Source organism: Gilliamella sp. M0320 (assembly GCF_016101635.1).
Classification (GTDB): domain Bacteria; phylum Pseudomonadota; class Gammaproteobacteria; order Enterobacterales; family Orbaceae; genus Gilliamella; species Gilliamella apis.
The window spans coordinates 104,103-122,191 of sequence record NZ_JACFQD010000001.1 but is presented as its reverse complement, the minus strand read 5'-3'; the positions used below and the strand labels follow the sequence as shown (position 1 = coordinate 122,191).

Below are 18,089 nucleotides of genomic sequence, written 5' to 3'. Positions count from 1 at the left end.
GCTAATTTATGCTAAAATCACAAAACATGAATAATCTTTCTTAACATAAGGATGTAACGCAATGCATATCGGTATACCAAAAGAACGGTTAGCCAATGAAGCTAGAGTTGCAGCAACACCTCAAACCGTTGGACAACTGTTAAAACTAGGATTTACAGTTTCAGTAGAACAAGGTGCTGGACATGCTGCTCATTTCGAAGACCAAGCTTTTATTGATGCTGGAGCCACTATTCAAAGTACAAAGGATATTTGGCAAAATGATCTTATTTTAAAATTTCATGCGCCAACTGATGAAGAAATCGCTCTAATGAAAGAGGGATTAACACTTATCAGTTATATTTATCCTGCTCAACATAAAGATCTTTTAGAAAAACTTGCAACTAAAAATATTACTGTAATGGCAATGGATTGTGTACCTCGTATTTCACGAGCTCAATCTCTTGATGCATTAAGTTCAATGTCTAATATTGCCGGTTACCGTTCAGTTATTGAAGCTGCAAACCAGTTCGGCCGTTTCTTTACAGGGCAAGTTACTGCTGCAGGTAAAGTGCCACCAGCAAAAGTTTTAGTAATTGGTGCGGGTGTAGCGGGTCTTGCTGCAATTGGTGCGGCGGTTAGCTTAGGTGCGATTGTTCGTGCATTCGATACCCGACCTGAAGTTGCAGAACAAATTAATAGTATGGGAGCTGACTTCTTAGAATTAGATTTCGAAGAAGAAGCGGGCTCTGGTGACGGCTATGCTAAACAAATGTCTGCCGCATTTATCGAAGCCGAAATGGCATTATTCGCTGAACAAGCTAAAGATGTTGATATCATCATTACTACAGCATTAATTCCAGGTAAACCTGCACCAAAACTTATCTCAAAAGAGATGGTTGAATCAATGAAACCAGGCAGTGTTATTGTTGATTTAGCAGCATTAACTGGCGGTAACTGCGAATTAACTAAACCAGGTGAAGTATTTGAAACTGATAATAATGTTAAAATTGTTGGTTATACTGATTTAGCTAACCGTATGCCAGCACAAGCATCACAATTATACGGCACCAACATTGTTAATTTATTAAAATTACTTGCCAAAGAAAAAGATGGTAATATTGATATCAACTTTGAAGATGTGGTTATTCGTGGCGTAACTGTAGTCAAAGATAAAGAAATCACTTGGCCTGCACCACCGATTCAAGTTTCAGCACAACCACAGAAAAAAGCGGTTGAGCCTGTGGCTAAACCTGAACCTAAACCAATGTCACCAGCCAAAAAATATGGTATTTTTGCTTTATTAATTATTGCCTATTTCTGGTTAGCAAACTCTGTGCCTGAGAGCTTTTTAGGCCACTTTACTGTATTTGCTTTATCATGTGTAGTTGGTTATTACGTAGTATGGAATGTAACCCATTCATTACATACACCACTAATGTCAGTTACTAATGCTATATCCGGTATTATATTAGTCGGTGCAATATTGCAAGTCGGTGATGATAATGGCTTAACTACGGCGATTGCCTTCGTTGCTATTTTGATTGCTAGTATCAATATTTTTGGTGGATTCTTTGTTACCCAAAGAATGCTAAAAATGTTCCAACGTGGCAAGTAAAGGAGATTATTGATAATGTTAAGTCATGGAATCATTCAAGCAGCTTATGTTATTGCTGCATTACTGTTTATCTTTAGTTTACGAGGCCTATCAAATCAAGAATCAGCTAAATCTGGAAACATTTATGGCATGATTGGTATGGCAATTGCTCTTATTGCTGCTGTTGCTAGTATCAAAGGTGGACTGCACTGGATCATTATTGCTATGGTTATTGGTGCAGCTATCGGTCTATATCTTGCTAAGAAAGTAGAAATGACCCAAATGCCAGAACTGGTTGCGCTTCTCCATAGTTTTGTTGGTATGGCGGCGGTTCTTGTTGGTTTTAATAGTTTCTTAGATGCACATACAATGATTACCAGCAATGAATTAACTGTGCATTTAGTTGAAATCTTTGTTGGTATCTTCATTGGTGCGGTTACATTCTCTGGTTCAGTAGTTGCATTTGGTAAACTAAATGGTCGTATTAGTTCTAAACCACTATCTATTCCATATAAACACTACTGGAACTTAGCAGCTATTGTTGTATCAGTAATTTTAATGTTTACTTTTATTGGTGTAAAAACTGGCGCAGGCGCACTTGTTAGTTTACTAGTTATGACAATCATTGCATTAGTGTTTGGCTTCCATCTTGTTGCTTCAATTGGTGGCGCCGATATGCCAGTGGTTATTTCAATGCTTAACTCATATTCTGGTTGGGCCGCAGCAGCAGCAGGATTTATGTTAGGTAATGACTTACTTATTGTTACTGGTGCTTTGGTTGGTTCTTCAGGTGCAATTCTTTCTTACATTATGTGTAAAGCAATGAATCGTTCATTTATCAGCGTAATTGCCGGTGGTTTTGGTAGCGACGGTAGTTCATCAAGCTCATCAGAAGAAGAACAAGGTGAATATCGTGAAATGCAACCTGCAGAAGTTGCACAAACCTTAAAAGAAGCTCGCTCAGTGATTATTGTACCTGGTTACGGTATGGCTGTAGCTCAAGCACAAGGTGCTGTAAGTAATATTACTGAAAAACTTCGTGGTATGGGTATTGAAGTCCGTTTTGGTATCCATCCAGTTGCTGGACGTTTACCTGGCCATATGAACGTATTATTAGCTGAAGCAAAAGTTCCTTATGATATTGTATTGGAAATGGATGAAATTAATGATGACTTCCCCGATACTGATGTTGTTTGGGTAATTGGTGCTAACGATACAGTTAACCCTGCAGCAGAAGAAGATCCAAATAGCCCTATCGCAGGAATGCCTGTTCTAGAAGTTTGGAAAGCAAAAACTGTCATTATTTCAAAACGTTCTATGAATACCGGCTATGCTGGCGTGCAAAACCCACTATTCTTTAAAGAAAATAGCTACATGTTATTTGGTGATGCTAAAGATAGTGTTGAAAAAGTGCTACAAAATTTATAATGATATTACCATTATAAATCACAACAAACTGCGACTTAATGTCGCAGTTTTTTTAATGGCAATTTTCATTTTTTGAATGTTTTAGACAAAAAGCCAATAATGAGATCTGTAACTTCACGATGTTTCTCACCTCTTGTATGATAACCACCATCTTTACAATAAATACCCTAACCTTATTTTTGTTGATTTAAGATATCTTTTGCTTTGGATTTACAAATTTGAATAAAACTGAAATGCATTACATCTGGATTAATTATATAAATTGCGGAGGATTTAGCTAGAAATGTTTGTAAATAAGAAATAAATTAAAATAATTATAAAATGATGTAATAAAGTTTATTTATGGCTATTACTATTGAAATCTAAATTACAATTTGGGAATAAATATGAAATGAAAAAAATGATCAATGATTTTCAAGTTTTACTTGTTCTTTATGATAAAGGTAATAAGCCCCTCGAGAAACCATTCGAAGTTGAAAAATAAGATCTTCTATTAATTTTTGACGTTGAATAGTATCAAAATCAAGCGCTTCAGCACCAGCATTAAAAGCAATAGTAACCATCGCTTCTGCTTGAGCTTCATTATAATGATGTGGCATTTGATTAGCATTATCTAAATAGTCAACAAGCTCGACAATGAAATGCTGAATTTCACGTGCAATCGCCGAGCGAAAAGCAGAAGAGGTTCCAGCTTTTTCACGCAGTAATAATAGAAATACTTTAGGATTTTTATCTACAAATTCAATAAAGGTGGTTACAGAAGTCCGAAGCACACTGCCACCTTTTTCGATACGTTTTCGAGCTTGTCTTAATAATTGACGAAGAGTTAAACCACTTTCATCAACCATCGCTAAACCTAATTCATCCATGTCACGAAAATGTCGATAAAATGAGGTAGCGGCAATACCTGCTTCACGAGCAACTTCACGCAAACTTAAACTTGCAAAACCTTGTTCAGCATTAAGTTGATTAAACGCAGCATCAATCAAACTTCGACGCGTTCTTTCCTTTTGCTGCGCTCTGATACCACCGGTTTTAATGTTTTTCATTTTCAAAATTCAGCATGATACAAATGTAAGTTATCAGTTTGTTTGCCCTAATAACCGCTCTTTTTCTGCAAAAACTTTTGGCATATGATCGCGAATAGTTTTAGCTATAGTTTCATAACGTGCTCTTAGTGGAGAGCCTGGTCGATAAATCAAAGCAATACTTCGCATTGGTATAGGATCACTACAAGGAATATAACAAATATTATCACGAGTACGTTCATTCGGTGCAGCAAGCTCTGGAAATAAGGTAATACCACGCCCAGCAGATATCATACTTCGTAATGTTTCTAAACTTGTTGCTTTAAATTGTTTGTCTTCATCAATTCCGACTTGAAAACAATATCCCATCGCATGTTCACGCAAACAGTGACCATCTTCTAACATTAAAAATTTTTGCCCTTTTAAATTAGAAAGTTTAACTGTTTGTTTAGTTGCTAATTCGTTATTTGCTGGAACCGCTAAAAACATAGGTTCATTAAACAATGGTAATTCAATAAATTGTGCTGTTTCTTTTACTTGAGCAATAATCGCACAATCCAGTTTTCCACTCTCAAGTTGAGCAACAATATTGGCAGTTTGAGCTTCATGCAAATAAAGTTCTAATTGAGGAAAAGATTCGTGTAAAACGGTAATTACATGCGGTAATAAATAGGGTGCAATAGTTGGGATCAAACCTATATGCATCGGACCAGACATCTCTTCACCTTGACGACTAGCCATCTCTTTTAAAATCTGTATATTACGTAAAATTTCTTTGGCTTGCTCAACAAGCATCATACCGGTTTGGGTAAATAACACTTTGCGACTAGTTCGCTCAAGTAACATTACACCTAATTCGTCTTCAAGTTTTCTGATTTGACCACTTAATGTTGGTTGACTAACATTACAAGCATCTGCTGCTTTACGAAAGTGCCGAAATTCAGCTAACGATACAAAATATTCCAAATCACGAATATTCATAGTGTCCCCAAAAAATTATCAGTTAATGGTTATATACTCAGAAATATAATAAATAGATATAAAATACTACTGTTTTTTGTATAAAAATCATTTATAAAATAAGAGTATCAAATTCAGTAAAATTAATTAGTCATTTAAATACAGATAAAACCTGCTGTTATGCATAATTTCTTGATGCTTAATAGGCTAACTTTATTAATTGTACTATATAAATTGCTATTGTTGATAATTATGTTTAAAAAATCAAATAGAATCTTTGATGATTATAAACTAAATCCCATCATTCTACTTACCATAGCCATATTAAGAAAAATGGAAAGTTAAAAGTAATTGCGATATAATCGCGCGCTAGATTGCTATATAGACTATTATTAATTTGAGGTGTGCTATTTTTAAACAAGTTTCTCGCTTTTATCGTAAAATGTTTCAGCATGAAGAACAGCAAAAATCGCACTATGTCTCCATTTCTCGCAATGAACATAATATTTCTCGTAAAAATATAAGCGAAAATGCCCTAAAAGTTCTTTATCGCTTAAATAAACAAGGATATGAAGCTTATCTAGTTGGTGGATGTATTAGAGATCTTCTCTTAGGTAAAAAACCTAAGGACTTTGATATTGCCACAAATGCTACTCCAGAACAAATTCAAAAGGTGTTTCGTAATTGTCGCCTGATCGGAAGACGTTTTCGTTTAGCACACATTATGTTCGGTAAAGAGATAATTGAAGTTGCCACTTTTCGTGGTGACCATGATGGTCAAAGTGAACATACCAATATCTCTAAAAGATCACAATCTGGCATGCTGTTACGTGATAATGTATACGGTACGATTGAACAAGATGCTATCCGACGGGACTTCACGATGAACGCCCTTTATTATAACGTTAAAGACTTTACTATCCGTGATTATTGTGGCGGATTAAACGATTTAAAAAATGGCGTTATTCGATTAATTGGCGATCCACAAACAAGGTATCGTGAAGATCCTGTTAGAATGTTAAGGACAATTCGTTTTGCCGCCAAACTTAACATGAAAATAGATCAAGCAACGGCTGATCCCATTAAAACGCTGGCCCCGTTGCTAAAAAATATTCCATCAGCACGACTTTTTGATGAATCATTAAAATTATTGCAATGCGGTCATGGTTACAACACTTATATCTTATTAAAACAGTACCAACTTTTTGAACAACTTTTCCCGGTAGTTGAACGCTTATTTGTACACAATAATAATGGCAATTTAGAGAAAATTATTGCTCACGTATTAAAAAATACTGATTATCGAATAGCAAACGAGCAACGTGTCAATCCTGCTTTTTTATACGCTGCCTTTTTTTGGTATCCAATTATAGAACAAACTCAGATTAATTGTATTGAAAGCGGCCTTCAGTATTATGATTCTTTTTCTATGGCCATTAATGATGTGTTAAGCGAACAGTGTCGAATTATCGCAATACCCAAACGATTAACAAATATAATGAGTGATATATGGCGTTTACAATTAAGAATGAAGAAACGAGAAGGGAAACGCGCCTTTGTGATTTTAGAACATCCTAAATTTCGTGCTGCCTATGATTTGTTAGAAATGCGATCATCTATTGAAAAAGGTGAATTGTTAGATTTAGCTAAATGGTGGGATGAATTTCAACATGTATCCACCGAAAGAAAAATATCTATGGTTAAACAACTAGGCAAAAGCAATAAACGACGAACTAAACGTTAATTTTCATTCGCACTTTTATAAATAACCGCTATAATGTTTTAATTAAAATAATCATAATTACACTCTAATCATTGATGAAAAAATTATCACTCTCTCTTATTGCTATAGCTGTTACATTTTCTTTGTATAATTATAATAGTCCTAGCTATGCAATTGGCTTACCTAAAAATGATACTAACAATCCTAAGTGTCTTATTAATGTACCAAAATTTGAGCGACCAATTGTAAATGGTGATATAAATACATTACCGGTTAATGCAGAATCTAATGAATTCGAAGCAATTTATCCAGATTTAGCTATCTATAGTGGCGACGTGTATGTTGAACAAGGTAATCGCACCGTTCTAGCAGATAAAGTAACTATTGATTCTAAAGATACAAATAACCGCATGGCAATATTGGATGGAAACATCACTTATCAAGATAATTTAATAAAAATGAAAGGTGATCATGCTGCGATAAATCTCAACAATAATAATTCTGATATGCATCCCAGTGAGTATCATTTAGTTGATCGGCTTGGGCGTGGTAAAGCCGATGAAATGAAGCTAGAAAAAAACCGCTATATCATTCTAAAAAATGGTAGTTTTACTTCCTGTCCAGTAGATGATAGTACTTGGAATATTAAAGGTACTACAATAATTCATGATAACGAAGAACAATTGCTTGAAGCCTGGAATGCAGTATTTAGCATCGGCAAAGTACCTGTTCTATATTCGCCTTATTTACAATTACCAACCGGCAATAAAAGACGTTCTGGTTTATTAATACCCACTTTTGGTTATGACAGTATTGATGGTGTTGACTTCGCTTTACCTTTTTATTGGAATATAGCACCAAATTATGATGCAACATTAACACCAAGAGTATTACAACATCGAGGTATACAATTACAAACCGAATTTCGCTATTTAAATCAGTTAGGATTAGGAACTATCGCTTTTGACTGGTTACAACATGATAAAAAATACCAAGAAGATAGAAAAACATTATTAAATGGCAATAATTATGATGATAATAATAATCGCTGGTTATTCCATTGGAAAAATGACGAATTAATAAATTATAATTGGCGCTTATATACTGATGTTACACGGGTTAGTGATAATCAATATTTAACTGATCTTAGCTCTAAATATGCTTCCCAAACAGCTGGATATTTAACACAATTTTATAAATTAGCCTATAATGATAAAAATTGGGATGTAGCTTTAGGTTACAAACATTTTCAACCATTTTATTATAATTATATCTATCAGACCCAACCACAATTGGATATTAACTACTATAATTACGATTTGGGTGCACTAAAATTCAAGACATTTTCACAGGTGTCTCATTTTATAAACTCAGCAAAAAACCAGCCTAATGCATGGAGAGCTCACATTGAACCTACACTGAATTATACAGTAACTAATTCTTGGGCTTCATTAGCGACTGAAACAAGTTTTATGGCTACCCATTACAAACAGCAAAACCTCAAAAGATATAATAAGCTAAACTACAGCTTAAATAAAAAGTTAGAAAGTAATGTAAATCGTTTTATACCTAAATTTGGGATGGATGGTAAAGTCATTTTCGAACGTGACATTGAGTTTAAGAATGGTTATATCCAAACACTTGAACCACGCATTAAATATACTTATATTCCCTATCGCGATCAATCCAATATCGATAACTATGACTCAAGTTATTTACAAACTGATTATGTTGGATTATTTAGAGATTTGGCATACAGCGGTTTAGATCGGATAGCCTCGACTAACAAACTTGCTACAGGGGTAACCACACGAGTTTATGATAGTAATAAAATTGAAAAGTTCAATTTATCTCTTGGTCAAATTACTTATTTTACAAAATCTAAAACTAGTGAGCATAATAATGAATTAGATAAAAATTCAGATACGGGTAGTATTACATGGGCAACAGATAATTTTTGGCGTATAAGTAATGATATTGTTTTTCGTAGTGGCATCCAATATGATACCCGAATTGACACCATTGCCTTAGCTAACACTACCTTTGAGTATCGACCTAACAGTGATAAATTAATGCAATTATCTTATCGATATGCAAACCATAATTATATTACTACTGTAGATGACAGATATAAATATTCATCAGAAAAACGCTATAAGCAAGATCTATCTCAAGCTGGTATCATGGCGAGTTGGCCATTATCGGCAACTGTAAGTGCTGTCGGATCGTATTATTTTGATATGAAACAGAACCAAACTGCAGATAGCTTTGTTGGCCTACATTATAGTGATTGTTGCTGGGGAGTAACCATGCAATATGGACGAAAGCTAACCGATTGGGACGACAAAACCCATGTGAGCAAATATAAAAATAAACTTTCAATTAACTTTGAATTACAAGGTTTAGGTAACAATGGTGATTACAAAGCTAAAATGTTAGACTTTGGTAAGTTACCTTATACATCAATATTTTAATAAACTAACAAATAAATTTATAGTGATGAATTAATATCACAACAATATAATGAGTTAAATAACTATGAAATTATTAAAACTTTTTATTGCATTAAACTTAAGTATTAATGTAGCACTCTTTACCCCACTTTCAGCTCATGCAGCTCCCAAAGTTATAGAACAAGTAGCTGCGGTGGTTAATAATAATGTCATTTTAGAAAGTGACGTTAATGATATGTTAAAAACCATTAAAGCAAGCGCCGATCCGAGAACTTTACCTAACGATAAAGTACTCCGAAAGCAAATCATCGAGCGCTTAATCGTTGAAAATTTGATTTTACAAAAAGCAGCTAAAGCTAAAATTAACATAAGTGATGATGAAGTAACCGGCGCGATTGATAGTATTGCAGCTGAAAATGGTATGACAATCGATCAATTACGAAGTAAATTATCTGCAATGGGAATTAGTTATAGCACTTATCGAGAACGTATTCATAATGATATGTTGATTGAGCAAGCCCGTATAAATGAGGTTAGACCGAGAATCAAAGTATCACCTCGAGAAGTAGAAAACTTAACTAAAACAATGACTAATCAACCGACTAATAATATCGATGTCAAAATTAGTCATATTTTAATTTCCATTCCAGAAAAAGCATCTAAACAACAAGTTGATAGTGCCACAAATAAAGCCATGGACATTATTAATCGAGCTAAAAAAGGGGAAAATTTTGCTAAATTAGCCACATCATACTCTAATGATGACCTCGCACTAAAAGGTGGCTCTATGGGATGGCGAAAGCTCAATGAACTACCGACTATATTCGAAGAACGTTTGATTCGTGCAGCAAAAGGTAGTGTAGTCGGTCCTATCCGTTCAGGTGTCGGTATTCATATAATAAAAGTTGATGATACTCGTTCTGAAGCGCCGAAAAAAATTACCCTTCAAGAAGTGAATGCTCGACATATATTAATTAAAACTAACGTATTAGTTACCGATCAAATTGCTAAACAAAAATTAACTGATATCCGTAAAGCCATTGCTAGTGGAGCAACCACATTCGCTGCTGCAGCAAAAGCTAATTCTGAAGATACAGGTTCGAAGGACAATGGCGGTAATTTAGGCTGGAATAGACCTGAAGTTTATGATAATGGCTTTAAAAGTGCACTATTACAACTGAAAAAAGGTGAAATCAGTCAGCCAATAAGATCATCTTTCGGTTGGCATTTAATTCAACTAATTGATACCAGACAGACTGACGGCACTAATATGGTTAAGAAAGATCAAGCTTACCGACTTATTTTTAACCGAAAATTTGCCGAAGAAGCACAAGTTTGGATTCAAGAACTAAAAGGTGATGCTTATATTAAAATTACAGGTGAAGGAAAGAATGAATAGTCGTGTTCATCAAGGACATTTTGCTCGCAAGCGATTTGGTCAAAACTTTCTACATGATGATTATATTATTGAAAGTATTGTTGCAGCGATACAACCTAAACAAGGGCAAGCTTTAGTTGAAATAGGCCCAGGACTTGCTGCATTGACAATACCGGTAAGTAAACATGTTGATCATCTGACTGTGATTGAAATTGATAGGGATTTAGCTAGTCGATTGGTCGAAAATCCTTTTTTACAAAATAAAATTAGTGTGATTGAACAAGATGCATTAACATTTGATTTTAATCTATTATTCGATCAATTAGGTCAGCAATTAAGAGTATTTGGTAACTTACCTTATAATATTTCGACGCCCTTAATGTTTCATTTATTTGAATACGCGCCAATTATTGCTGATATGCATTTTATGTTACAAAAAGAGGTAGTTACTCGTTTAGTTGCAGCTCCAAATAGTAAAGACTATGGGCGCTTAAGTGTGATGGCACAATATTACTGCCAAATTATCCCTGTTTTAGAAGTACCACCAACTTCTTTTAAACCTGCCCCTAAAGTTGATTCAGCTGTAGTTAAACTAATACCTTATAAGCAAAAACCTTATTTAGTTAATGATGTCAAAGTACTTTCACGGATTACTACAGAAGCATTTAATCAAAGACGCAAAACCATACGCAATAGCTTAGGTAATTTATTTACGGCAGAACAAATGCTTGAATTAGATATTGATCCTAATTTACGGGCGGAAAATTTGACGGTAAAACAATATTGTCTATTGGCAAACGCTTGGAAATAATCTTATGGCAAATCTAATAATTGGTGATATTCATGGGTGTTATGATGAATTTATGCGTTTACTTGAAAAAGCAGGTTTTTCATCATCGGATACGTTATGGTTAACTGGTGATTTAGTTGCTAGAGGACCTAAATCACTGGAAGTTATCAGATTTGTTAAAAAAAATAGCGAACAAATTAGATTAGTACTAGGTAATCATGATTTACATTTGTTATCAATCTATGCCAATGTTACTCCTTCTAAAAAGAAGGATAATCTCGATGAATTAATTCATGCTGATGATTTTGATGAATTAATGAACTGGTTACGTAAACAACCACTTCTCCAAATAGATGAAAAACTAAAACTTATTATGACTCATGCGGGAGTAACACCACAATGGGATTTGGAAACATTAAAAAAATGTGCCCATGATCTAAATGTCGTTTTAAGTAGTGATTCATATCCCCTTTTCCTCGACAAAATGTATGGTAATTTTCCAGATGAGTGGTCAATGGATCTACAAGGATTAGATCGACTACGATATATTGCCAATGCATTAACTCGAATGCGTTATTGCTACGAAGATGGCCGACTTGATTTTTATTACAAAAATCAACCTGATCAAGCACCCTCAAAACTTAAACCTTGGTTTGCTCTGCCAGGAAAAATCCCAACAGGTTATAGTATAGCTTTTGGTCACTGGGCAGCACTGAATGGAAAAGGAACTCCAGAGAATATTTACGCGCTTGATACAGGATGTTGTTGGGGCGGCAAATTAACTTGTTTGCGATTTGAAGACAAAAAATACTTCAAAAAGAAAAATACCGAAACCAATTAAATTAGAAAAAGGCTATTTTATTATGTCTGCACTATCTGTTATAAAATCAATCTGGAAAATTATCAATTTAATCAGAGAAATATTTCTTAATCTCGTTTTCTTAATCATTATTCTTTTGATTTTTAGTGGTATCGCATTAATAAAAGAAGTCAACAAACAAGATGTCATTCCTCAATCTGGCACTTTAATTATGGATCTTGAGGGAGTTGTCGTTGACAACTCACTTTATAGTGATGAAATTTATGAAATACAAGATAAGATCTATGGCAAAAAAGTAAATCTATCTCGTGAAAATAGCTTATTTGATTTAGTGCAAAAGATATCTCAAGCCACATCAGATCCTAATATTAAAAGTATGGTATTGAAATTAGATAATTTTGTTGGTGCTGACATGAGTTCTCTACAATATATTGGAAAATATTTAACGAAATTCAAAGCAGCCAATAAACCTATTTATGCCATCGGCTCAAACTTTAATCAAAGCCAATATTATTTAGCCAGTTATGCTAATAAAATCTACTTAACGCCATTAGGAGCTGTAAATGTATTTGGGTTATCAGCCAATAATTTATATTACAAAACATTATTAGATAATTTAAAGGTAAATACTCATGTTTTCCGTGTCGGTACTTATAAATCTGCTATTGAACCATTCATTCGAGACAATATGTCGGAAGAAGCTAGAAGCAATACCTCTCGATGGTTAAATCTAATGTGGAATAACTACCTTGGTGACATTTCACAAGAACGAAAAAAAGCACCCTCACAATTAGTACCATTACCCGAAAACATGCTATCAGAACTAAAAGCAGCTAATGGCAACATGGCACAATACGCTTTAGCAAATGGTTTGATCGATGCAATAGCGACTAATCAAGAATTTGAACTAGAAATCAATATAAAAAATAGAGTAAGTATTTATGATTACCAGCTGAAAGAAAATGCCATGCCCGCAAGTAAAGAACCAAAAATAGCCGTTGTTTTTGTCAATGGAACAATTACCAATGGTGAAAATAGCAGCAATGTTGCTGGAAGCCAGGATATTGTTGAGCAATTAAGAAAAATTCGTAAAAATTTAAATAAAAATAATATACAAGCGGTCATACTTAGAGTAAATAGCCCTGGAGGAAGTGTTGATGCTTCAGAAGCGATTCGCAATGAATTAGAAGCTTTACGTAGTTACCAAATTCCAGTTGTTGTCTCCATGGGTGGTATGGCCGCTTCAGGTGGTTATTGGATATCAACTGCATCGGACTATATTGTTGCCAGCCCAAATACTATTACTGGATCCATTGGCATCTTCGGTATAGTACCAACCTTTGAAAATTCACTTTCTCATATCGGAGTCTATAATGATGGAGTATCAACATCACCATTAGCAAATAGAAGCCTAACTCAAAATCTATCGAGTGAAATGAACCAATTTATCCAAATGAATATTGACAATGGTTATCACACTTTTATTTCTTTAGTAGCAAAAGCACGAAATATGACTACCGAACAAGTAGATAATATAGCCCAAGGACAAGTGTGGCTGGGTTCAGAAGGAAGTAAAAACGGTTTAGTTGATAAGTTAGGTGATTTTGATGATGCAATCGAAATGGCCGCCACATTAGCTAATATTTCAGATTATCAAATAGATTGGCAAAAACAAGAAGGTAATTGGCTCAATGCTTTTTATTCAGATATGATTGCAATGATGCCTAAATCAACAGCAGAGGTATTGTTCGAACAAATACCCGAAATAAAACAGATCAAACAGCAAGTTTCATTCTGGGACAAATTCCAAGATGGGCAAAACCGCTATATTTACTGCCTAAATTGTGCAGATATTAGATAATAAAAAATCCACCTCTAAGGTGGATTTTTTTACTATTATTTGTCTGCTTGGAAAAAATAACGCATATTATTCATAGCTGCATTAATGAGATTATAATCAGGTGTTTCATTTACTTCATTATTATGAGCATCCAAATAATGACTAATACCGAGACGATTAACAAAATAAATGTTGTCTTTAGTCCGTACCGCATATGAGCTATAATTAGACATAAGTAACCAATCTCTATCCATTATTGGACTAAACAAATCATAACCGGTCGAATAGTCAGTAATATCATTTTTTACATGTAAATAATTACGCATTATCGAAGGCACTACATCCTCATGACTGGTAAATTTATTTATATTATCACTTATATACTGGAGATCTTTTGCGCCAACAATAATAAAAGGTACTTTAGTTTGAGCATCCGTATAATTGCCATTATGCCCCCAAAAACCTAATTTATTATCATTCATTTCTTGTGAATGATCACCAGTAATAATAATCAATGTATTATCTAATGAACCAGACTGTTTAAGTTCATCATAAACTTTCTGCAACAAATAATCATCATAATAGACACTCTGTTTATAACGATTAAAAATTGGAACGGGATCTGTATTATTATTTAATGTCATATAATTGAGGTCACCAACTGGTTTAAATTTCACATCAAAATCTTTCGGGAAATCATAAGCATGTGGCGCATCAAAAAATAAAAAGGAAAAACTAGGGTTAGATTTGTCCCTAGATTCATACCAATTTAGCCAGTCATCCGTTATCTGTTTATCACGACTTGACGCTAGACCATCTTTACTACTGATTCTTAAATTTTTGATAGTTAAAAAAGCAGTACGATCAAATTCAGGTGAGGTGATTTTAGCTGAAGTAAAAATTCCAATATTATAGTTTTCTTTTTGTAGAGTAGTTATAAATAACGATGGAATACGGTTTCTTATAAATGAATCCCAGTATGTCCCGGGAATACCATAGAAAAGACCAAAAATACCTGTACGAGTTGCATTACCTGTTGAATAATGATTATTAAAAATTATGCCATCATTCTGTTTAACAAAACGATAGGTGTTGGGGGAAATATCTGGACTAAAAGTATCATAACGCCAAGAATCTAACACAATAAACATAATATTAGGTGTTACTTGATTATCTGGATTAATCATAAGATCTTTTTTAGGGTAATAGATACTTGCGTGCTGGCTATCCCTGTCAATAAGCACTTTATGTTGTCCTGATTTATCAAAATATCCCATTATCTTTTTTGAGGTAAACGGACGATATAAAGGAATATATTCTTTTATAACCATAATCGGAGAATAGGCGTAATAAAAAGCAACCATATGTATCAAATGACTGATAACCAAGCAACTAGCAAGAAAAACTGTTGGTATAATTAATATTTTAGGTCGAATAGTTTTATGATTAAATTTTTTATCAAATAGATAAAGGATTAAATATTCTATTCCACAAAAACCGAATATTAACAAAAACATTAATACATAAGTCGGAATTGAAAAATCCACGACCTGACCGGACAAAACCATAGATACTACCGACTCATTGATATGAAATCGATATTGTTGGAAAACGATAGTATCTATATATAAAACAATTTGCAATAAACTGAATATAAGTGCCAAGCAGATATTAGTTATTTTTTTATTTATCCAAAGGATAGGAATAGATATAACAAAAATTAATAAATAAGCTGAAAAAAAATGACCTAAAACTGCAATAAATGCAAAAAGGCTTCCATCCCAAGTAAACGAAGAGCCAGGTACCCCAAAATATCGGATTGCTATTATTGACGAAATAAAAATATTTACTAACAAGAACAAATAAAGTTTTTTCATAGAAATCCATTAGGTAAAAGGCTGAAATTCTTTAATAATAATGTTTTTTTTATTTTGATTTATTGCTTTCCAAAAATTTTTTAACAAAAAAACAATAAAAGTATAGAAATTAATATAAAATTAACAAAAAGGGCTCGTTATAGAGTCTTCTTATAATATTATGAATCGTTACCTTCGTTCAGCAAATACTCGCGGTAACTAACATGATAAATAAATTAATAAACTCACAATATAGTGCTAATGCATCTAATATCACATAACGCCTAAGCATATTTTGCTCTTCTTATGATAAATTAACACTCAATTATTTAAGTTTTTGCGTATTATAAGCTGTTAATCCGGCAAAAACGAATACGCCAATATAGGTTACCGCCCACATTAAAGGTTCGCCTTGCAAAAATAGATTAACTAGAGAGGCGCTAACAATACCAATTAATCCCATGAATAATAAACTACAAAACCAGATAAATCTCGTTTAGTCGTATAGCCATAAAATGCTAACGCACTAAACATTCCAGCGGTAATAAAAAAGACACTGGCAATAGAAGATGACGTATAATAAATAAAATATATAGAAAAAGTACAACCATTTATTACTGAATAAAGCATAAATAAAGTTGTCGCGGCAGCACCAGATAAACGATTAATCATTCCTGAAATAACAAATACTAATCCAATTTCAGCAATTAAAAGTACCCATATTACTCGTGATAATAAAATGAGAAACTCAAAACTAGTTGATGCAAACCAAGCAACAAAAGCAGTTAAAAGTAAACCAACAGCCATCCATATACTTGACTCATGTTTTGTTGTATACGGCGCTTATTCTTTAACTGAACCGTTAGGAGTATAACTTGATATATCTTAACTCCCATAAAAGTAACATAATACCTTATTATATATTAAATAAAGATTAATACCATTTTTCCAAGGAATTTACATCAGATTGCTTTGCCTCAACCCAATTTTCACCATTACCAGTTTGTTCTTTCTTCCAAAATGGTGCTTCGTTTTTTAATACATCCATAATAAATTCTGTTGCAGCAAAAGCATCACTTCGATGCGCAGAACTAACGCCAACAAAAACAATACTCTCATTAACATTAATTTTGCCCACACGATGCACTAATGCAACTCGATTAATTGACCATCTATCTCTGGCTTGATGAATAATATTCCTCAACACTTTTTCTGTCATTTGAGGATAATGTTCCAACGTTAAACTAATCACTTGGTTTTCTAAACTACGTACTTTCCCAATAAAAGTGACTACTGCTCCATCTTGAGGTAACTCATAGAGCCACGTTATTAATGAATTTATGTCAATATATGATTGGTTGACTTCAATAATATTCATATTGTCATCCACCTGTTACTGGTGGAAAAAATGCAATTTCATCACCATGTTGAATTATATGATGATAATCAACTAGCGTGTGGTTTACCGCACATAATACAGTCTTTTCTTTTAAAGCAAATGACCATTTGTCACCACGTAAACTCAGCTGATCTAAAAGTTGTGCTATTGACATTTGCTCTACCATTAATTCCAAAGATTCAATTCCTAGTAGCTCTCTAATTTGTGCAAAAAAATAAATTTTATTCATACTTTCACTTTTCTAATTAAGCTATAGTCACCAGATTTTCCACCAATTTTATTTAATAATCTAACCTGATTAATAATCATATCTTTCTGACTAGCTTTGCACATATCATATATCGTTAATGCAGCTACAGAAGCAGCAACTAACGCTTCCATTTCTACGCCTGTTTGACCAGTTACCTTACAAACTGACTCTATTCTTACACTATGATTTTCAAATAGAGGTTCAATATTAACCTCTATTTTAGTAAGTAGTAATGGATGACAAAGTGGTATTAACTCCCATGTCCTTTTCGCAGCTTGAACTCCAGCAATTCGAGCAGTTGCAAACACATCACCTTTATGATGTTTTCCTTCAATAATCATATTAAATGTTTCTTCATTCATTAATACTATTGATTCTGCCCTAGCCTCTCGATGGGTTATCTGTTTTTCTGAAACATCCACCATATGAGCATCACCACGCTGATTAATATGTGAAAATGACGCTGACATTTTTGAACACCCTTAAACATTATGTTTTAATTTGTCACTCAAGATAACAAATTTTGTTTATCGATACTACTAGCATATACATAAAGTATTAATATTTAATTTAGAAATAATTAATTAGTCT

Annotated in this window: 14 protein-coding genes and 1 pseudogene; 8 read left to right on the top strand and 7 right to left on the bottom strand. The window is 33.6% G+C overall.

What is annotated here, in order from left to right:
* The first annotated feature begins 61 nt into the window (after positions 1–61).
* Positions 62–1,594 carry a Re/Si-specific NAD(P)(+) transhydrogenase subunit alpha gene (gene pntA / locus H3T83_RS00525; protein WP_034902289.1) on the top strand — a complete coding sequence of 511 codons (1,533 nt, stop codon included), beginning with the start codon at positions 62–64 and terminating at the stop codon, positions 1,592–1,594.
* Between the two features lie 15 nt (positions 1,595–1,609).
* Positions 1,610–3,001 carry a Re/Si-specific NAD(P)(+) transhydrogenase subunit beta gene (gene pntB / locus H3T83_RS00520; RefSeq protein WP_034902291.1) on the top strand — a complete coding sequence of 464 codons (1,392 nt, stop codon included), beginning with the start codon at positions 1,610–1,612 and terminating at the stop codon, positions 2,999–3,001.
* A gap of 404 nt (positions 3,002–3,405) precedes the next feature.
* Here the strand turns inward: pntB and fabR are convergent, their stop codons facing one another.
* Complete coding sequence (gene fabR / locus H3T83_RS00515) at positions 3,406–4,050, bottom strand: HTH-type transcriptional repressor FabR (RefSeq protein WP_034902293.1); 645 nt, start codon at positions 4,048–4,050, stop codon at positions 3,406–3,408.
* A 33-nt stretch (positions 4,051–4,083) separates the two neighbouring features.
* Positions 4,084–5,010 (bottom strand): DNA-binding transcriptional regulator OxyR, encoded by a 927-nt coding sequence (gene oxyR / locus H3T83_RS00510; RefSeq protein WP_198214806.1) that lies wholly within the window; start codon positions 5,008–5,010, stop codon positions 4,084–4,086.
* 421 nt (positions 5,011–5,431) lie between these two features.
* Here oxyR and pcnB point away from each other — a divergent pair, with 421 nt between their 5' ends.
* The 6 genes from pcnB (at position 5,432) to sppA (ending at position 14,014) form a co-directional block, all read left to right on the top strand.
* A complete protein-coding gene (pcnB, locus tag H3T83_RS00505) occupies positions 5,432–6,733 on the top strand; it encodes a polynucleotide adenylyltransferase PcnB (RefSeq protein ID WP_065650793.1) in 1,302 nt (433 codons plus the stop codon).
* Positions 6,734–6,807: 74 nt separating this feature from the next.
* The gene (gene lptD / locus H3T83_RS00500) at positions 6,808–9,186 is read left to right on the top strand and encodes an LPS assembly protein LptD (protein WP_198214805.1); all 2,379 of its coding nucleotides are present in this window, start codon (positions 6,808–6,810) and stop codon (positions 9,184–9,186) included.
* Between the two features lie 64 nt (positions 9,187–9,250).
* Positions 9,251–10,564, top strand: a complete 1,314-nt coding sequence (surA, locus tag H3T83_RS00495; RefSeq protein WP_198214804.1) for a peptidylprolyl isomerase SurA — start codon at positions 9,251–9,253, stop codon at positions 10,562–10,564.
* Positions 10,557–11,354 (top strand): 16S rRNA (adenine(1518)-N(6)/adenine(1519)-N(6))-dimethyltransferase RsmA, encoded by a 798-nt coding sequence (gene rsmA / locus H3T83_RS00490; RefSeq protein WP_086320399.1) that lies wholly within the window; start codon positions 10,557–10,559, stop codon positions 11,352–11,354. The genes surA and rsmA overlap by 8 nt, the downstream gene beginning before the upstream one ends.
* Positions 11,355–11,358: 4 nt before the next feature.
* The gene (gene apaH, locus H3T83_RS00485; protein WP_086353911.1) at positions 11,359–12,174 is read left to right on the top strand and encodes a bis(5'-nucleosyl)-tetraphosphatase (symmetrical) ApaH; all 816 of its coding nucleotides are present in this window, start codon (positions 11,359–11,361) and stop codon (positions 12,172–12,174) included.
* Positions 12,175–12,196: 22 nt separating this feature from the next.
* Entirely contained in the window at positions 12,197–14,014 is a 1,818-nt protein-coding gene (sppA, locus tag H3T83_RS00480) for a signal peptide peptidase SppA (protein WP_198214803.1), read from the top strand.
* 35 nt (positions 14,015–14,049) lie between these two features.
* Here sppA and H3T83_RS00475 read toward each other — a convergent pair whose 3' ends face one another.
* The 5 genes and pseudogenes from H3T83_RS00475 to moaC form a co-directional block, all read right to left on the bottom strand.
* Positions 14,050–15,870: a sulfatase-like hydrolase/transferase gene (locus H3T83_RS00475; RefSeq protein ID WP_198214802.1), complete on the bottom strand. Its 1,821-nt coding sequence runs from the start codon at positions 15,868–15,870 to the stop codon at positions 14,050–14,052.
* A 178-nt stretch (positions 15,871–16,048) separates the two neighbouring features.
* Positions 16,049–16,659: pseudogene (locus H3T83_RS00470) on the bottom strand (Bax inhibitor-1/YccA family protein); the annotation flags it as partial.
* A gap of 124 nt (positions 16,660–16,783) precedes the next feature.
* A complete protein-coding gene (gene moaE, locus H3T83_RS00465) occupies positions 16,784–17,227 on the bottom strand; it encodes a molybdopterin synthase catalytic subunit MoaE (RefSeq protein WP_198214989.1) in 444 nt (147 codons plus the stop codon).
* A 4-nt stretch (positions 17,228–17,231) separates the two neighbouring features.
* Positions 17,232–17,477 (bottom strand): molybdopterin synthase sulfur carrier subunit, encoded by a 246-nt coding sequence (gene moaD, locus H3T83_RS00460; protein ID WP_198214801.1) that lies wholly within the window; start codon positions 17,475–17,477, stop codon positions 17,232–17,234.
* Entirely contained in the window at positions 17,474–17,968 is a 495-nt protein-coding gene (moaC, locus tag H3T83_RS00455) for a cyclic pyranopterin monophosphate synthase MoaC (RefSeq protein ID WP_065577707.1), read from the bottom strand. The genes moaD and moaC overlap by 4 nt, the downstream gene beginning before the upstream one ends.
* Positions 17,969–18,089 lie beyond the last annotated feature (121 nt).